Annotated in this window: 17 protein-coding genes; 14 read left to right on the top strand and 3 right to left on the bottom strand. The window is 64.3% G+C overall.

Features of this window, described 5'->3' with window-relative positions; translation table 11 throughout:
- Positions 1–64 precede the first annotated feature (64 nt).
- On the top strand, positions 65–736 hold the full coding sequence (locus N7422_RS17095) for a response regulator (RefSeq protein ID WP_279807637.1): 672 nt from the start codon (positions 65–67) through the stop codon (positions 734–736).
- Positions 729–2,108: a sensor histidine kinase gene (locus N7422_RS17090; RefSeq protein WP_279807636.1), complete on the top strand. Its 1,380-nt coding sequence runs from the start codon at positions 729–731 to the stop codon at positions 2,106–2,108. Before N7422_RS17095 ends, N7422_RS17090 begins: the two co-directional genes overlap by 8 nt.
- Before the next feature lie 30 nt (positions 2,109–2,138).
- Here the strand turns inward: N7422_RS17090 and N7422_RS17085 are convergent, their stop codons facing one another.
- Positions 2,139–2,945 (bottom strand): HDOD domain-containing protein, encoded by an 807-nt coding sequence (locus tag N7422_RS17085; RefSeq protein ID WP_279807635.1) that lies wholly within the window; start codon positions 2,943–2,945, stop codon positions 2,139–2,141.
- 52 nt (positions 2,946–2,997) lie between these two features.
- Complete coding sequence (locus N7422_RS17080; protein ID WP_279807634.1) at positions 2,998–3,939, bottom strand: folate-binding protein YgfZ; 942 nt, start codon at positions 3,937–3,939, stop codon at positions 2,998–3,000.
- A 133-nt stretch (positions 3,940–4,072) separates the two neighbouring features.
- Here N7422_RS17080 and N7422_RS17075 point away from each other — a divergent pair, with 133 nt between their 5' ends.
- The gene (locus tag N7422_RS17075) at positions 4,073–4,327 is read left to right on the top strand and encodes a succinate dehydrogenase assembly factor 2 (protein WP_023631750.1); all 255 of its coding nucleotides are present in this window, start codon (positions 4,073–4,075) and stop codon (positions 4,325–4,327) included.
- Entirely contained in the window at positions 4,311–4,763 is a 453-nt protein-coding gene (locus tag N7422_RS17070) for a protein YgfX (RefSeq protein ID WP_279807633.1), read from the top strand. Before N7422_RS17075 ends, N7422_RS17070 begins: the two co-directional genes overlap by 17 nt.
- Here N7422_RS17070 and nadB read toward each other — a convergent pair.
- Positions 4,732–6,348 carry an L-aspartate oxidase gene (nadB, locus tag N7422_RS17065; protein WP_279807632.1) on the bottom strand — a complete coding sequence of 539 codons (1,617 nt, stop codon included), beginning with the start codon at positions 6,346–6,348 and terminating at the stop codon, positions 4,732–4,734. The two genes, N7422_RS17070 and nadB, sit on opposite strands and share 32 nt — an antisense overlap.
- A 436-nt stretch (positions 6,349–6,784) precedes the next feature.
- Here nadB and rpoE point away from each other — a divergent pair, with 436 nt between their 5' ends.
- The 10 genes from rpoE to pdxJ form a co-directional block, all read left to right on the top strand.
- Positions 6,785–7,366: an RNA polymerase sigma factor RpoE gene (gene rpoE / locus N7422_RS17060; protein ID WP_003252049.1), complete on the top strand. Its 582-nt coding sequence runs from the start codon at positions 6,785–6,787 to the stop codon at positions 7,364–7,366.
- A 31-nt stretch (positions 7,367–7,397) separates the two neighbouring features.
- Entirely contained in the window at positions 7,398–7,991 is a 594-nt protein-coding gene (locus N7422_RS17055; RefSeq protein ID WP_279807631.1) for an RseA family anti-sigma factor, read from the top strand.
- A gap of 8 nt (positions 7,992–7,999) precedes the next feature.
- The gene (locus tag N7422_RS17050; protein ID WP_279807630.1) at positions 8,000–8,965 is read left to right on the top strand and encodes a MucB/RseB C-terminal domain-containing protein; all 966 of its coding nucleotides are present in this window, start codon (positions 8,000–8,002) and stop codon (positions 8,963–8,965) included.
- A gap of 170 nt (positions 8,966–9,135) precedes the next feature.
- Positions 9,136–10,569 carry a DegQ family serine endoprotease gene (locus tag N7422_RS17045; RefSeq protein WP_279807629.1) on the top strand — a complete coding sequence of 478 codons (1,434 nt, stop codon included), beginning with the start codon at positions 9,136–9,138 and terminating at the stop codon, positions 10,567–10,569.
- 241 nt (positions 10,570–10,810) lie between these two features.
- Entirely contained in the window at positions 10,811–12,610 is a 1,800-nt protein-coding gene (gene lepA / locus N7422_RS17040; RefSeq protein ID WP_279807628.1) for a translation elongation factor 4, read from the top strand.
- Between the two features lie 5 nt (positions 12,611–12,615).
- On the top strand, positions 12,616–13,470 hold the full coding sequence (gene lepB, locus N7422_RS17035; RefSeq protein WP_279807627.1) for a signal peptidase I: 855 nt from the start codon (positions 12,616–12,618) through the stop codon (positions 13,468–13,470).
- 161 nt (positions 13,471–13,631) lie between these two features.
- Complete coding sequence (gene rnc, locus N7422_RS17030; protein WP_279807626.1) at positions 13,632–14,321, top strand: ribonuclease III; 690 nt, start codon at positions 13,632–13,634, stop codon at positions 14,319–14,321.
- Entirely contained in the window at positions 14,314–15,216 is a 903-nt protein-coding gene (era, locus tag N7422_RS17025) for a GTPase Era (protein ID WP_166884506.1), read from the top strand. Before rnc ends, era begins: the two co-directional genes overlap by 8 nt.
- 125 nt (positions 15,217–15,341) lie before the next feature.
- Positions 15,342–16,025 carry a DNA repair protein RecO gene (recO, locus tag N7422_RS17020; protein WP_279807625.1) on the top strand — a complete coding sequence of 228 codons (684 nt, stop codon included), beginning with the start codon at positions 15,342–15,344 and terminating at the stop codon, positions 16,023–16,025.
- 44 nt (positions 16,026–16,069) lie between these two features.
- Positions 16,070–16,774, top strand: a 705-nt coding sequence (gene pdxJ / locus N7422_RS17015; protein ID WP_279807624.1) for a pyridoxine 5'-phosphate synthase, incomplete at its 3' end; no start/stop codon positions are given.

Genomic DNA, 16,774 nt, shown 5'->3' with positions numbered 1-16,774 from the left:
CTTCACAGCACCCGCCACGGCGGTACACTCCGCGCAAAAAGCCCACCCGAGCAGGGAGAATCCGATGCGTGTGCTGCTGGTCGAAGACCATCTGCAACTGGCCGAAAGCGTGGCCCAGGCCCTCAAGAGCCAGGGCCTGACCGTGGATGTGCTGCACGACGGCGTGGCCGCCGACCTGGCGCTGGCCAGCGAGGACTACGCCGTGGCGGTGCTGGATGTCGGCCTGCCGCGCCTGGACGGCTTCGAGGTGCTGGCGCGTCTGCGCGGACGTGGCAAGACCCTGCCGGTACTGATGCTCACCGCGCGCAGCGATGTGAAGGACCGGGTCCACGGCCTGAACCTGGGCGCCGACGACTATCTGGCCAAGCCCTTCGAGCTGACCGAGCTGGAAGCCCGGGTCAAGGCCCTGCTGCGTCGCAGCGTGCTCGGCGGCGAGCGCCAGCAGCGCTGCGGGCCGCTGGTTTACGACCTGGATACCCGGCGCTTCACCCTGAACGACGACCCGCTCACCTTGACCCAGCGCGAGCAGAGCGTGCTCGAGGCCCTGATCGCCCGGCCGGGGCGGGTGATGAGCAAGGAGCAGCTGGCCGCCCAGGTGTTCGGCCTGGACGAGGAAGCCAGCCCCGACGCCATCGAGATCTATGTCCACCGCCTGCGCAAGAAACTCGATGGTCACCCGGTGTACATCGTCACTTTCCGTGGCCTGGGCTACCTGCTCGAGCATCGTGATGCGTGACAATGTCAGCCTGCGCGGGCGCCTGCTGGGCAACCTGGCGCTGTTGCTGGTGGTGCTGATGCTGGCCAGCGGCCTGAGCGCCTACTGGAATGGCCGCGAAGCCGCCGACACCGCCTACGACCGCACGCTGCTGGCCTCGGCGCGGACCATCGCCGCCGGGCTGTCCCAGCGTGACGGCACGCTCAGCGCCGACGTGCCTTACGTGGCCCTGGACACCTTCGCCTACGACAGCGCCGGGCGCATCTACTACCAGGTCCTGGACATCCACCAGAAGCTGATCTCCGGCTACGAGAACCTGCCGCCACCGCCGCTTGGCACGCCGCGCACCGACGACTACCCGGCCCTGGCGCGCTTCTACAACGCCACCTACCTGGGCCAGGACGTGCGTGTGGTCAGCCTGCTCAAGGCGGTCAGCGAGCCGAACATGAACGGCATGGCCGAGATCCGCGTGGCCGAGACCGAGGAGGCTCGGGTGCGCATGGCCCGCGGGCTGATGGCCGATACCCTGCTGCGCCTGGGCATGCTGGCGCTCGGTGCGCTGGTGATGGTGTGGTTCGCCGTCAGCGCCGCGCTGCGCCCGCTGGAGCGCCTGCGCACGGCGGTGGAGGAGCGCCAGCCGGATGATTTGCGTGCCTTGCCGGTGGTCCAGGTGCAGCGCGAGCTGGGGCCGCTGGTGCGGGCACTCAACCACTTCACCGAACGCTTGCGCGGGCAGTTCGAGCGCCAGGCGCAATTCATCGCCGATGCCGCCCACGAGCTGCGCACGCCGTTGGCGGCGCTCAAGGCACGGGTCGAGCTGGGTCTGCGCTCGAAAGCGCCAGATGAATGGCGCAAGACCCTGGAAGCGGCGGCCCAGGGTACGGACCGGCTCACGCATCTGGCCAACCAGCTGCTGTCGCTGGCGCGGGTGGAGAACGGCGCCCGCGCCATCGCCGAAGGCGGGGCCCAGCGCCTGGACTTGAGCCAACTGGCCCGCGAACTGGGCATGGCCATGGCGCCCCTGGCCCACGCCCGTGGCGTGGCCCTGGCGCTGGAGGCCGAGGCGCCGGTGTGGCTCAAGGGCGAGCCGACCTTGCTCAATGAGTTGCTCAGCAATCTGGTGGATAACGCCCTGGCCCACACCCCGCCCGGGGGCGACGTGATCCTGCGGGTGCTGGCGCCGGCCGTGCTTGAAGTCGAGGACGACGGCCCGGGGATTCCACAGGACGAGCGTGAACGGGTGTTCGAGCGATTCTATCGGCGCAGTGCCCAAGGTAGCGGGTTGGGGCTGGCGATCGTTGGCGAGATCTGCCGGGCGCACCTGGCACAGATCAGCCTGCACGACGGTGAGCGGGGGGGGCTGAAGGTGCGGGTGAGCTTTATCGCGGATTGATCGGCGTTATCGCGGGGCAAGCCCATCCACTCAGCGCAGCATGCTCCGCGCATCGAGCAATTCGCCGATATCCAGCTCGGTGCCATAGGGCAATCCCAGGTGCCGGTAGGCCGGCAGGGCCGCCAGCGGCCGGCTGCGGCCGCGCTGGCTGATGCAGCGGGCGATCTGCACGACATCGATATAGTCGATCCTGTCGGTCCGCCGATCCAGGTCCTGGACCTGGCCGGGCAGGTTGACCAGTTGCTCGGGGAATTCCCAGGCACTGAGGATCTTGTCGCCCAGCACCGGCTGGATCTGTTCGATCACGTAGTGCAGGCACACCGGGTCGGACAGCAGTTCGTTGTGTTCCTCGGCATAGATCAGCACCGGCAGGGCACCGATCTGGTGGACCAGGCCGCCGAGGGTGGCCTGGTCGGGCTTGAGCTGGGTGTAGCGACGGCATAGCTCATAGCTGATACCTGCGACTTCCAGGCTGTTGGCCCAGATATCCCGCAGTTTCTGCTCAACCGCCGGTGATCGGGCATGGAAGATCTGCTCGATCACCAGGCCGATGGCGAGGTTGCAGCTGTAGTTGATGCCCAGGCGGGTGATGGCGGTGTGCAGGTCGGTGACCTCGACGGCCGCGCGCAGCAACGGGCTGTTGACCACCTTGATCAGGCGGGCCGACAACGCGGCGTCGCGGCCGATCACCTTGCTCAGGGCGGCGACACTGATCTCGCTGTCCTCGGCGGCTTCGCGGATGCTCAGGGCAACTTCCGGGAGGGTCGGCAGGACCAGGTCGTCCTTGTCGATGGCGGCGAGCAATTGCGCTTGGACCATCTCGGCCAGCTTGTTCATGGACTTCTCTACGGCAGTGGTGCGGCCCTGCCATGGCGGCGGGGCGGGTTGGTCAGCGCTGGATTTCCCGGTCGCGGTCCAGTTCGTAAGGCAGGTCGAGCAATGCCAGGCGTGGGCCTTCCAGGCTGCCCAGGTGCAGGTTGTCATCCGCTACCGCTTCGGCACTGAGCACGGCCAGCAGTTCCACGCCGCTGCCGGTGCCGGCCGCCAGCACCACTTCGCCGACCGACGAACCGTGGGTGGGCGAGAAGATCTCGGCGCCCGGTGCCGGCACTTCGGCCTGGTCGAGTGCCAGGCGGTACTGGCGGCGCTTGAGCTTGCCCAGGTACTGCATGCGCGCGACGATTTCCTGGCCGGTGTAGCAGCCCTTCTTGAAGCTCACGCCATCGACGGCCTGCAGGTTGATCATCTGCGGGATGAACAGTTCGCGGGTCGGGCCCATGACCTGGCCGATGCCGGCACGCACCTGGCCGAGCAGCCAGTCGTTGAGCGAGCCTTCGGGCAGCACGTCGGCGAGCTCGTCGCGCACGCTGGCGGCCTGGTCGGCAGGCGCCCAGAGCTCCACGCGGTTCGCCGACACGGCGATGGCGATCAGGCCTTCATGACGAACGGTCGCACCGGCCACGGCCGGGACACTCAGGCCCAGCGCCTGCAGTGCGGCATCGCCGTGCTGCAGGCCGAAGCGCGCCCAGGCGGCGCTGTCGTCGCTCAGGGTGGCCTTGGAGAACACCGCGTATTTCTTCAGGTCGGCCAGCTGTGCCTCGAGCAGCTCGCTGGCCATGGCCAGCAGGTAGCCGTTGCCTTCAGGCAGGATGCGGAAGCTCGACTGCATGCGGCCCTTGACCATGCAGCGGGCGCCGAGGCTCGCGTGCTCCTCGTCGAGGTAGTTGATGTTGCAGGTCAGCTGGCCTTGCAGGAACTTGCCGGCGTCGGAGCCGCGGACGGCGAGGATGCCCTCATGGGAGAGGGGACAGAAGAAAGCGGTATCGGCCATGGGTCATCGCGGTAGCTAGAGACTGGCGGCCATCATAGAACGCCGGTAACAAAATAGGTAGGTGACTAGACCAACGCCTTGTGCCGCTTCGTTCGCCGCACGGTATACTGCGCGACCACTCGAGGAGGGCCCCATGGTCGAACAAACTGAACTCAACCGGCTTTTCTGGCACAGCCGCCGCGGCATGCTGGAACTGGATGTGCTGCTGGTGCCATTCACCCAGGAAGTCTATCCGAGCCTGAGCGAAGCGGACCGTGAGCTGTATCGCCGGCTGCTGACCTGCGAAGACCAGGACATGTTCGGCTGGTTCATGGAGCGCACCGAATCGGAGGACCCCGAGCTGCAACGCATGGTCCGCATCATCCTGGACCGTGTCCAGCCCAAATGATGTCTTCGAGTGCCGTTGGCAGGGCTCGTGCCTGCTGCTGACGGCCTACCTCGCCAGCCTGGCGCTGGCGATGATCGGCCTTGCCGCCGTCGCATTGCCCATCTGGCTGCGTTGCCTGCTGCTGTTCGCATGCCTTGCCCACGCCTGCTGGGTCATACCCCATCGAATCCTGCTGAGCGCTCCCCAGGCCATGACCGGGCTGCGGCGCGACGCCCGTGGCTGGTGTGTGTACAGCCGCGCGGGGGGATGGCAGCCGGCAACGCTCTGCCGTGACAGCATCGCCTTGCCGGGCATCGTGGTATTGCGTTTCGTGACCAAGGGGCGCTGGTTGAGCCAGAGCCAGTGCATCCCCGGGGACGCACTGGCGCATGAGCAGCACCGGCGCTTGCGCGTGCGGCTGAAGTTCAGCCGGCGAAGGTGGGCGGCTGCAGGATAGTGTCGTGGGCTTGGGGCAGCATCGCCGGATAGTCGAGGGTGTAGTGCAAGCCGCGGCTTTCCTTGCGCTGCATCGCCGAGCGGATCATCAGCTCGGCGACCTGGGCCAGATTGCGCAGCTCGATCAGATCGCGGCTGACCTTGTAGTTGCTGTAGAACTCATCGATCTCATCCAGCAGCATGCGCACCCGGTGCTCGGCGCGTTGCAGGCGCTTGCTGGTACGCACGATACCCACGTAGTCCCACATGAATCGCCGCAATTCGTCCCAGTTGTGCGCGATGATCACGTCTTCGTCCGAATCGGTGACCTGGCTGGCATCCCAGCAGGGCAGGGCGCGAGGCATGCTCACTTGCTCGAGGTGCGCTTGGATGTCGGCGGCGGCGGCACGGCCATAGACGAAGCACTCGAGCAACGAGTTGCTGGCCATGCGGTTGGCGCCGTGCAGGCCGGTGAAGCTGGTTTCGCCGATGGCGTAGAGGCCCGGAACGTCGGTATGGCCACGGTCGTCGACCACCACGCCGCCACAGGTATAGTGCGCCGCCGGCACCACCGGGATGGGCTGGCGGGTGATGTCGATGCCAAAGCTCAGGCAGCGCTCGTAGACCGTCGGGAAGTGGCTCTTGATGAACTCGGCGGGCTTGTGGCTGATGTCCAGGTACACGCAGTCCACGCCCAGGCGCTTCATCTCGTGGTCGATGGCGCGGGCGACGATGTCCCGGGGCGCCAATTCCTCGCGCGGGTCGAAGCGCGGCATGAAGCGCTCGCCGTTGGGCAGGCGCAACAGCGCGCCTTCGCCGCGCAGGGCTTCGGTGACGAGGAAACTCTTGGCCTGCGGATGGTACAGGCAGGTCGGGTGGAACTGGTTGAACTCCAGGTTGGCCACCCGGCAGCCGGCCCGCCAGGCCATGGCGATGCCATCGCCACAGGCGCCGTCGGGGTTGCTGGTATAGAGGTAGACCTTGGCCGCGCCGCCGGTGGCCAGCACGGTGAAGCGCGCGCCGAAGGTGTCGACTTCGCCTGTGTTGCGGTCGAGCACGTAGGCGCCCAGGCAGCGATCGCCACCCAGGCCCAGGCGTCGTTCGGTGATCAGATCGACCGCCACGCGCTGCTCGAGCAGCTCGATGTTCGGCCGCTGGCGGGCGCGCTCGAGCAGGGTGGTGAAGATCGCCGCGCCGGTGGCATCGGCGGCATGAATGATGCGCCGATGGCTGTGGCCGCCTTCGCGGGTGAGGTGGAATTCGAAGCCGCCGTCGTCGACGCTGTAATGCTCGTCGCGGGTGAACGGCACGCCTTGTTCGATCAGCCACTGGATGGCTTCGCGGCTGTGCTCGACGGTGAAGCGCACGGCGTCCTCGTGGCACAGGCCGCCACCGGCGTTCAGCGTGTCCTCGACATGGGACTGCACGGTATCGGTGTCGTCGAGCACCGCGGCGACGCCGCCCTGGGCCCAGAAAGTCGAGCCATTGGCCAGGTCGCCCTTGCTCAGCACGGCGATGCGCAGGTGGCTGGGGAGGTTCAGTGCCAGGCTGAGACCGGCGGCACCACTGCCGATCACCAGGACATCATGTTGGAATTGTTGGCTCATGTCGGGACACTAGTAATCTTTGAGGGGGGCACGGCACAATAGTCAGGCGCCGATGGCATTGTGAAACTATCGTGAATCCTGGCCGGGATGCCTTTATAGCAGCCCCAGGTGCCTGATTTCCAATGGCGCTTGAGCGTTGGCGGCGATCTTCTTGGGAACTTTCCGACGGCCCCGGAAATCTCATGAAGGCTGCCCGTACGCCATATTTTGCCGCGGCGACGCAGGGCGGCAGCTCTATCTTGGGCTGGCACCTGTGTAATGAAACCAGATTATCGACGCAGCCGGCCGTGTCCGCGCTGCGTCTTTCGTGCGAGCCGACCAAGGGCCGCAGGAAACTTGCTTGGAGGGGAGAACTTTTGCGCAAAGCCCGAGTCTATGGTTGCAAGCCTGAACGATGGCTGTCGCAACGCTCCTTCGAGTTCACTGAGGAGTGTTCATGCTAACCCAGGAAGAGGATCAGCAGCTTGTCGAGCGCGTGCAGCGCGGCGACAGGCGAGCGTTCGATCTGTTGGTGCTGAAGTATCAGCACAAGATTCTCGGGTTGATCGTGCGTTTCGTACACGACACCCATGAGGCGCAGGACGTGGCGCAGGAAGCCTTCATCAAGGCTTACCGGGCGCTCGGGAATTTTCGCGGTGACAGTGCTTTCTATACCTGGCTGTACCGCATCGCCATCAACACGGCGAAGAACTACCTGGTGTCCCGTGGAAGACGGCCACCAGACAGCGATGTGAGCTCCGAGGATGCGGAGTTTTATGACGGCGATCATGGTCTCAAGGATCTCGAGTCCCCAGAGCGCTCGTTGTTGCGGGATGAAATCGAAGGCACTGTCCATCGCACCATCCAGCAACTGCCCGAAGATTTGCGCACGGCACTGACACTGCGCGAGTTCGACGGTCTGAGTTACGAAGACATTGCCAGTGTCATGCAATGTCCGGTGGGTACCGTGCGCTCTCGAATCTTCCGCGCTCGGGAGGCCATAGACAAAGCCCTGCAGCCTCTGTTGCAGGAAACCTGAGACAGCGGCGACAGCCAAGAGAGGAACCGCCATGAGTCGTGAAGCTTTGCAGGAATCGCTGTCCGCGGTGATGGATAACGAAGCGGACGAACTGGAATTGCGTCGCGTGCTTAACGCCGTCGACGATGCCGAAACCCGTGCCACCTGGTCGCGCTACCAGGTCGCTCGCGCAGCCATGCACAAGGAGTTGCTGCTGCCCAAGTTGGATATCGCCTCGGCGGTCTGCGCGGCGCTGGCCGACGAAGCCGTGCCGACCAAGGTCAAGCAAGGGCCGTGGCGCAGCATTGGCCGCCTGGCCGTGGCTGCCTCGGTTACTGTTGCCGTGCTGGCCGGTGTGCGTTTCTACAACCAGGACGAGATCACCGGCGCCGAGCTGGCCGCCCAGCAACCTGCACAGCAGGGACTGAGCATGCCGCAGGCACAGGGTCCGGCCGTTCTGGCAGGCTACAGTGAAAGCAGCGAACAACCGACCGGCCCGATGGCCAACGGTGTGCTGCAGAATCAGGCCGGCTGGGATCAGCGCCTGCCAGGTTACCTGCGTCAGCATGCCCAGGAGTCCGCGCTCAAGGGCAACGAGACCGCGCTGCCATACGCCCGTGCCGCCAGCCTGGAAACCGCTAAGTAAGGAGGATCATGCGCGCGCTACCTCTCCTGTCGCTGCTGCTTGGCAGCAGCCTGACGGTGCAGGCCCTGGCGGCCAACTCTTCGCCCGAGGCGAGCGAGTGGCTGAACAAGCTGGCACGGGCTGAACAAGAGCAGAGTTACCAAGGCTCTTTCGTCTACGAACGTAACGGCAGCTTTTCCACCCACGATATCTGGCATCGCGTCCAGGACGGCAAGGTCAGCGAGCGTCTGCTTCAGCTCGATGGCTCGGCCCAGGAAATCGTGCGTGTCGATGGCAAGGTGCAATGCGTCAGTGGCGCCTTGATCAGCGGCGTGGGCACGCCACCGGATTCCGCGCCGCGTATGCTCGATCCCTTGAAACTGATGAGCTGGTACGACCTGAGCGTGGCAGGCAAGTCACGCGTCGCCGGGCGCGACGCGGTGATCGTGACGCTCAGCCCCCGCGATCAGCACCGCTATGCCTTCGAATTACACCTGGATCGCCGTACCGGGCTGCCTCTGCGCTCGTTGATGCTCAACGACAAGGGGCAATTGCTCGAGCGTTTCCAGATGACCCGCCTCGACACCGACGACTTGCCGAGCGACAGCGATCTCAGCGCCAGCGCCGCGTGCAAGCCGGTCGAGCAGGTGGCCTCCAGCGCCGCGGAAACCGTCGCTGGTTGGCGTTCGGACTGGCTGCCGCCAGGTTTCGAGCTGGTCAACAGTTCGGTGCGTCGCGACCCTGCACGCAAAAGTACGGTCAGCAGCCTGATGTACGACGATGGCCTGGCGCGGTTCTCGGTGTTTCTGGAGCCTATCGGCAGCGATGTCGGCGCCGATACCCGTGCCCAGCTCGGCCCGACTGTTGCGGTATCGCGCCGCCTCACCACGCCCACGGGCAAGGTGATGGTCACCGTGGTTGGCGAGATTCCCCTGGGGACCGCCGAGCGTGTCGCCCTGTCGATGCGGGCCCAGGATGTCCAGGCGCGGCAATGAGGTTTGGCCGCTTTCTGACAGCTTCTGTTACACAGAGCTGACATGAAATTAAAGCATTGTCATTTGCAATCCAGCCGCAAATTTTCTATAGGTCAGGCTTCTCGGAGTCTGGCCTTTCCTGCTTCTGCAGGGGTCCTACTGCTAACTACGCTCGTTGTGACGGGAGCCGTATGTCAATACCACGCTTGAAAACCTATCTCTCGATGTTCGCCGCCGTGCTCATGCTCGGCCAGGTGCTCACCGCCCAGGCCGAGGAAGCCCTGCCGGACTTCACCACCCTGGTCGAGCAGGCCTCGCCGGCGGTCGTCAACATCAGTACCAAGCAGAAGCTGCCGGACCGCCGCATCGCCGCCGGGCAGATGCCTGACCTGGAAGGCCTGCCGCCGATGTTCCGCGAGTTCTTCGAGCGCAACATGCCGCAGCAGCCGCGTTCGCCTCGTGGCGACCGCCAGCGTGAGGCCCAGTCGCTGGGCTCGGGCTTCATCATTTCCAGCGATGGTTACGTGCTGACCAACAATCATGTGGTCGCCGATGCCGACGAGATCATCGTCCGTCTGTCCGACCGCAGCGAGCTGCAGGCCAAGCTGGTCGGCACCGACCCACGCACCGACGTGGCCCTGCTCAAGGTTGAAGGCAAGAACCTGCCGACCGTCAAGCTGGGCGATTCCGAGAAATTGAAGGTCGGTGAATGGGTGCTGGCCATCGGCTCGCCATTCGGCTTCGACCACTCGGTGACCAAAGGCATCGTCAGTGCCAAGGGGCGTACCCTGCCGAATGACACCTACGTGCCGTTCATCCAGACCGACGTGGCGATCAACCCCGGCAACTCCGGTGGCCCGCTGTTCAACATGAAAGGCGAGGTGGTGGGCATCAACTCGCAGATCTTCACCCGCTCCGGCGGTTTCATGGGCTTGTCGTTCGCCATTCCGATCGACGTGGCGCTGGACGTTTCCAACCAGCTGAAGAAAGACGGCAAGGTCAGCCGCGGCTGGCTGGGCGTGGTGATCCAGGAGGTCAACAAGGACCTGGCCGAGTCCTTCGGCCTGGACAAGCCGGCCGGCGCGCTGGTGGCCCAGGTTCTGGAAGAGGGCCCGGCGGCCAAGGGCGGCCTGCAGGTCGGTGATGTGATCCTGAGCATGAACGGCCAGCCGATCGTCATGTCCGCCGACCTGCCGCACCTGGTCGGTAGCCTCAAGGATGGCGACAAGGCCAAGCTGGAGATCATCCGCAACGGCAAGCGCCAGAACCTGGATGTCACCATTGGTGCCCTGCCGGACGACGACGCCGATATCGGCACTGGTGCCCAGGGCGGCGCCGAACGCAGCAGCAATCGCCTTGGCGTTTCGGTGACCGACCTGTCCGCCGAGCAGAAGAAGTCCCTGGAGCTCAAGGGCGGCGTGGTCATCAAGGAAGTCCAGGACGGCCCGGCAGCCATGATCGGCCTGCGTCCGGGCGATGTCATCAGCCACCTGAACAACCAGGCGATCGCCTCGGCCAAGCAGTTCACCGAGATCGCCAAGGAGCTGCCGAAGAACCGTTCGGTGTCCATGCGCGTATTGCGTCAGGGTCGCGCCAGCTTCATTACCTTCAAGCTGGCTGAATAAGCTGAGCGTGGCGTAGGAAAAGGGCAGCTTCGGCTGCCTTTTTCATGGGCCGGCAGGCTGAAAGGGCCTGCGTGGGAGCGGGCTTGCCCTGTTGCGGGGCAAGTCGCAGCGGCGAACCGCCGTCCCACAAGGGTTGTATACAGGCCGATAGAGGAATCTCCCATATCCCTGCGGCTTGAGGTACAATTCCCGGCTATTTTTCGGCGGGCGTCCGGCTCGCAGCCTTTTCGAGTGTTGACCCGTGAGTGATTTGAGTCATATCCGCAATTTCTCCATCATCGCCCACATCGACCATGGCAAGTCGACGCTGGCCGACCGTTTCATCCAGATGTGCGGTGGCCTGACAGCGCGCGAAATGGAAGCCCAGGTCCTTGATTCCATGGACCTGGAGCGTGAACGCGGTATCACCATCAAGGCCCACAGCGTCACGCTGCACTACAAGGCGCAGGATGGTAAGACCTACCAGCTGAACTTCATCGACACCCCCGGCCACGTCGACTTCACCTATGAAGTTTCGCGCTCGCTGGCGGCGTGCGAAGGTGCGCTGCTGGTGGTCGACGCCGGTCAAGGTGTGGAGGCCCAGTCCGTGGCCAACTGCTACACCGCCATCGAGCAGGGCCTGGAAGTCATGCCCGTGCTGAACAAGATGGACCTGCCCCAGGCTGACCCGGACCGCGTCAAGGACGAGATCGAGAAGATCATCGGCATCGACGCCACCGACGCCGTGGCCTGCAGTGCCAAGAGCGGCATGGGCGTCGACGAGGTGCTCGAGCGCCTGGTACAGACCATCCCCGCGCCGGAAGGCGAAATCGACGCTCCGCTGCAGGCGTTGATCATCGACTCCTGGTTCGACAACTACCTGGGCGTGGTCTCGCTGGTGCGTGTGCGCCAGGGCCGCGTCAAGAAAGGCGACAAGATCCTGGTCAAGTCCACCGGCAAGGTGCACCTGGTCGACAGCGTCGGCGTGTTCACCCCCAAACACACCCAGACCGCCGACCTGAAGGCCGGTGAAGTCGGCTTCATCATTGCCAGCATCAAGGACATTCACGGTGCGCCAGTGGGTGACACCCTGACCCTGTCCAACACGCCTGAAGTCGAAGTGCTGCCAGGCTTCAAGAAGATTCAGCCACAGGTCTACGCGGGCCTGTTCCCGGTCAGCTCCGACGACTTCGAGGACTTCCGCGACGCCCTGCAGAAGCTGACGCTGAACGACTCGTCGCTGCAGTACATGCCGGAAAGTTCCGACGCCCTGGGCTTTGGTTTCCGTTGCGGCTTCCTCGGCATGCTGCACATGGAGATCATCCAGGAGCGCCTGGAGCGCGAATACGACCTGGACCTGATCACCACCGCGCCAAGCGTGATCTACGAGCTCGAGCTCAAGACCGGCGAAGTCATCACCGTCGACAACCCGTCGAAGCTGCCGGACGTCTCGGCCGTCAACGATTTCCGCGAGCCGATCGTCACCGCCACCATCCTCGTGCCGCAAGAGCACCTGGGCAACGTCATCACCCTGTGCATCGAGAAGCGTGGCGTGCAGCGCGACATGCAGTTCCTCGGCAGCCAGGTGCAGGTGCGTTACGACCTGCCGATGAACGAAGTGGTGCTGGACTTCTTCGACCGCCTCAAGTCCACCAGCCGCGGCTACGCTTCGCTGGACTATCATTTCGATCGCTACCAGTCGGCCAACCTGGTCAAACTGGACGTGCTGATCAACGGCGACAAGGTCGATGCCCTGGCATTGATCGTGCACCGCGACAACGCGGCCTACAAAGGTCGCGCGTTGACCGAGAAGATGAAGGAGCTGATCCCTCGGCAGATGTTCGACGTGGCGATCCAGGCAGCCATCGGCGGCCAGATCATTGCGCGGACGACCGTCAAGGCGCTCAGAAAGAACGTACTGGCCAAGTGCTACGGCGGCGACGTCAGCCGTAAGAAGAAGCTGCTGGAGAAGCAGAAGGCCGGTAAGAAACGCATGAAACAGGTCGGCAACGTGGAGATCCCACAAGAAGCCTTCCTCGCCGTGCTCAGGTTGGATAGCTAGGTCCTATGTCGCTAAATTTCCCGCTGTTGCTTGTCATCGCCGTCGCCGTCTGTGGCTTGTTGGGTTTGATCGACCTGCTGTTCCTGGCCCCGCGCCGGCGAGCGGCGATCGCCAATTACCAGGGCAGCGTCACCCAGCCCGAAATGGCCGTGGTCGAACGCCTGAACAAGGAACCCTTGCTGGTCGAGTACGGCAAGTCGTTCTTCCCAGTGCTGTTCATCGTGCTGGTGCTGCGTTCGTTCCTGGTTGAACCGTTCCAGATCCCGTCGGGGTCGATGAAGCCGACGCTGGAAGTGGGCGACTTCATCCTGGTGAACAAGTTCTCCTATGGCATTCGCCTGCCGGTGATCGACAAGAAGGTCATCGAAGTGGGTGATCCGCAGCGCGGGGATGTGATGGTGTTCCGCTACCCGAGCGATCCGAACGTCAACTACATCAAACGGGTGGTCGGGCTGCCGGGCGACCTGATTCGCTACACCAGCGACAAGCGCCTGTACGTCAACGGCCAGGCGGTTGCCGAGCAACTGGTCGGCAGCGAGCCGGGCACGCTGGGCAGCGCCGAGCTGTACAAGGAGAAACTCGGCGAGGCCGAGCACCTGATCCGCAAGGAAATGACCCGCTATCGCATGCCGCCGGACCAGCAATGGACCGTGCCGGCCGGTCATTACTTCATGATGGGTGACAACCGCGACAACTCCAACGACAGCCGTTTCTGGGATGATCCGAACATTCCCAAGGAGCTGCAGGGCATGGTTCCGGACCGCAACATCGTCGGCAAGGCTTTCGCGGTATGGATGAGCTGGCCGGAGCCGAAGCTGAGTCATTTGCCGAACCTGTCGCGGGTCGGTCTGATCCATTGAGTATCGACGGCGCTGTCCACGGACGGCGCCGATTGCATTTCTGACATAGGCTGTGTTCTCAGGGAGCGAGGGCTTTCGTCGTTATCGGCGACGGACCACAGTCAAACCGTCTTTCAGGATGTTGATTTGAACAACGCGTTGAACATTGCCGGGGTGGCCGCATGAGTGCTTCCCTTGGCCGCCTGGAGCGCAAGCTCGGCTACACCTTCAAGAACCAGGACCAGATGCTGCTGGCCCTGACCCATCGCAGCTATGCCGGGCGCAACAACGAGCGCCTGGAATTCCTTGGCGATGCCATCCTCAACTTCGTGGTCGGCGAAGCGCTGTTCGAGCGCTTCCCGCAGGCCCGCGAAGGCCAGTTGTCGCGTCTGCGCGCACGTCTGGTCAAAGGCGAGACACTGGCCCGACTGGCCCGTGGTTTCGATCTGGGCGAGTACCTGCGCCTGGGCTCGGGTGAACTCAAGAGCGGTGGTTTCCGCCGCGAGTCGATTCTGGCCGACGCCCTGGAGGCGTTGATCGGCGCCATCTACCTGGACGCCGACATGCAGACCGCGCGCGAGCGTATCCTCGCCTGGCTGACCGACGAGTTCGATGGCCTGACCCTGGTCGACACCAACAAGGACCCCAAGACTCGCCTGCAGGAATTCCTGCAATCGCGTGCCTGTGAATTGCCGCGTTACGAAGTGGTGGATATCCAGGGCGAACCGCACTGCCGGACCTTCTTCGTCGAATGCGAAGTGGTGCTGCTGAACAACAAGAGCCGTGGCCAGGGCGTGAGTCGGCGTATCGCCGAACAGGTCGCCGCCGCCGCCGCATTGATCGCCCTGGGCGTGGAGAATGGCAATGACTGAGAACACTTCGACCCGCTGCGGCTACGTGGCCATCGTTGGCCGCCCCAACGTCGGCAAGTCCACGCTGCTCAACCACATCCTCGGCCAGAAGCTGGCGATCACCTCGCGCAAGCCGCAGACCACCCGCCACAACATGCTCGGGATCAAGACCGAGGGTGACGTGCAGGCGATCTACGTCGACACGCCCGGTATGCACAAAGCCAACGACAAGGCGCTCAACCGCTACATGAACCGCAACGCCTCGGCGGCCCTGAAGGACGTCGACGTGGTGATCTTCGTGGTCGACCGCACCCGTTGGACGGACGAAGACCAACTGGTGCTCGAGCGCGTGCAGTACGTGACCGGCCCGGTGATCCTGGCGGTGAACAAGACCGACCGCATGGACGAGAAAGCCGAGCTGATTCCGCATCTGCAATGGTTGCAACAGCAGCTGCCGAACGCTGAGATCGTGCCGATCTCCGCCCAGCAGGGGCACAACCTGGAGTCGCTGGAGGCCCTGATCGCCAAGCATCTGCCGGAAAACGAGCATTTCTTCCCGGAAGACCAGATCACCGACCGCAGCAGCCGTTTCCTCGCCGCCGAACTGGTGCGCGAGAAGATCATGCGCCAGCTGGGCGCGGAGCTGCCGTACCAGATCACCGTGGAAATCGAAGAGTTCAAGCAGCAGGGCCATGTGCTGCACATCCATGCGTTGATCCTGGTCGAGCGTGACGGGCAGAAGAAGATCATCATCGGCGACAAGGGCGAACGCATCAAACGCATTGGCTCCGATGCGCGCAAGGACATGGAGACCCTGTTCGACGCCAAGGTCATGCTCAACCTCTGGGTCAAGGTCAAAGGCGGTTGGTCGGACGACGAGCGCGCCCTGCGGTCGTTGGGTTACGGCGACCTGTAACCGCTCCTGACGCGATCGGCGTTTCCTGTGGGAGCGGGTTTATCCGCGAAGGCGATGGTGGGTTCACTGACGCTTTCGCGGGTGAACCCGCTCCCACAGGCGTTCATGGCCTTTGGAGAGAGCAGATGGACCAACCCACCCCGCAACCCGCCTACGTGCTGCACAGCCGCGCCTACAAGGAAACCAGCGCGCTGGTGGACTTCCTCACCCCCCAGGGGCGGGTGCGCGCGGTGCTGCGCCGGGCGCGGGGCAAGGGCGGCAGCTTGGTGCGCCCGTTCGTGCCGCTGGAAGTGGAACTGCGCGGGCGTGGCGAGCTGAAGAATGTCGGTCGCCTGGACACCCTGGGCATTGCCGCCTGGTTGCATGGCGATGCGTTGTTCAGCGGGCTCTACCTCAACGAACTGCTGATGCGCCTGCTACCGGCCGAGGCACCGCACCCAGCCTTGTTCGAGCATTACACCCTGACCCTGCAGGCACTGGCAGCGGGACGTCCGCTGGAGCCGTTGCTGCGCTCGTTCGAATGGCGCCTGCTGGATGAGCTGGGCTACGCCTTCGCCCTGGACCATGACGCCAACGGCGTCCCGGTCGTTGCCGATGGCCTCTATCGTCTGCAGGTGGATGCTGGCCTGGAGCGCGTCGAGCTGTTCCAGCCAGGGCTGTTCAAGGGCAGCGAACTGTTGGCCCTGGCCCAGGCCGACTGGGAGGCGCCCGGTGCCCTGCTCGCCGCCAAGCGCCTGATGCGTCAGGCCCTCGCCGTGCACCTGGGGCCCAAGCCACTGGTCAGCCGGGAACTGTTTCGCAAGCGCTGATCTGCACGTATGCTGTCGGGCTCAACCCTCAGGAGTGCCCCTTCGTGACTCACAGCAACCGCATGCTTCTCGGTGTCAACATCGACCACGTGGCGACCCTGCGCCAGGCCCGGGGCACCCGTTACCCGGACCCGGTCAAGGCCGCGTTGGACGCCGAGGAAGCGGGTGCCGACGGCATCACCGTGCACTTGCGCGAAGACCGTCGGCACATCCAGGAGCGCGACGTGCTGCTGCTCAAGGACGTGCTGCAGACCCGCATGAACTTCGAGATGGGCGTCACCGAAGAGATGATGGCCTTCGCCGAGAAGATCCGCCCGGCGCATATCTGCCTGGTGCCGGAAACCCGCCAGGAACTGACTACCGAAGGCGGCCTGGACGTGGCAGGCCAGGAGGCGCGGATCAAGGCCGCCGTCGAGCGCCTGTCGCGCACCGGCGCCGAAGTGTCGCTGTTCATCGATGCCGACGCGCGGCAGATCGAAGCCTCGCGGCGTGTCGGGGCCCCGGCCGTCGAGCTGCACACCGGCCGTTATGCCGACGCCGAAACGCCCACCGAAGTGGCCGAAGAGCTCAAGCGTATCGTCGATGGCGTGGCATTTGGCGTCGGCCAGGGGCTGATCGTCAATGCTGGCCACGGCTTGCACTACCACAATGTCGAGGCGGTTGCGGCGATCAAGGGCATCAATGAGCTGAACATCGGTCACGCGCTGGTGGCCCATGCGCTGTTCGTCGGCTTCAAGGCAGCGGTGGCG

The sequence above is a fragment of the Pseudomonas sp. GD04091 genome, assembly GCF_029836165.1.
Classification (GTDB): Bacteria; Pseudomonadota; Gammaproteobacteria; order Pseudomonadales; family Pseudomonadaceae; genus Aquipseudomonas.
This window is presented reverse-complemented; position numbering and strand designations above follow the sequence as displayed.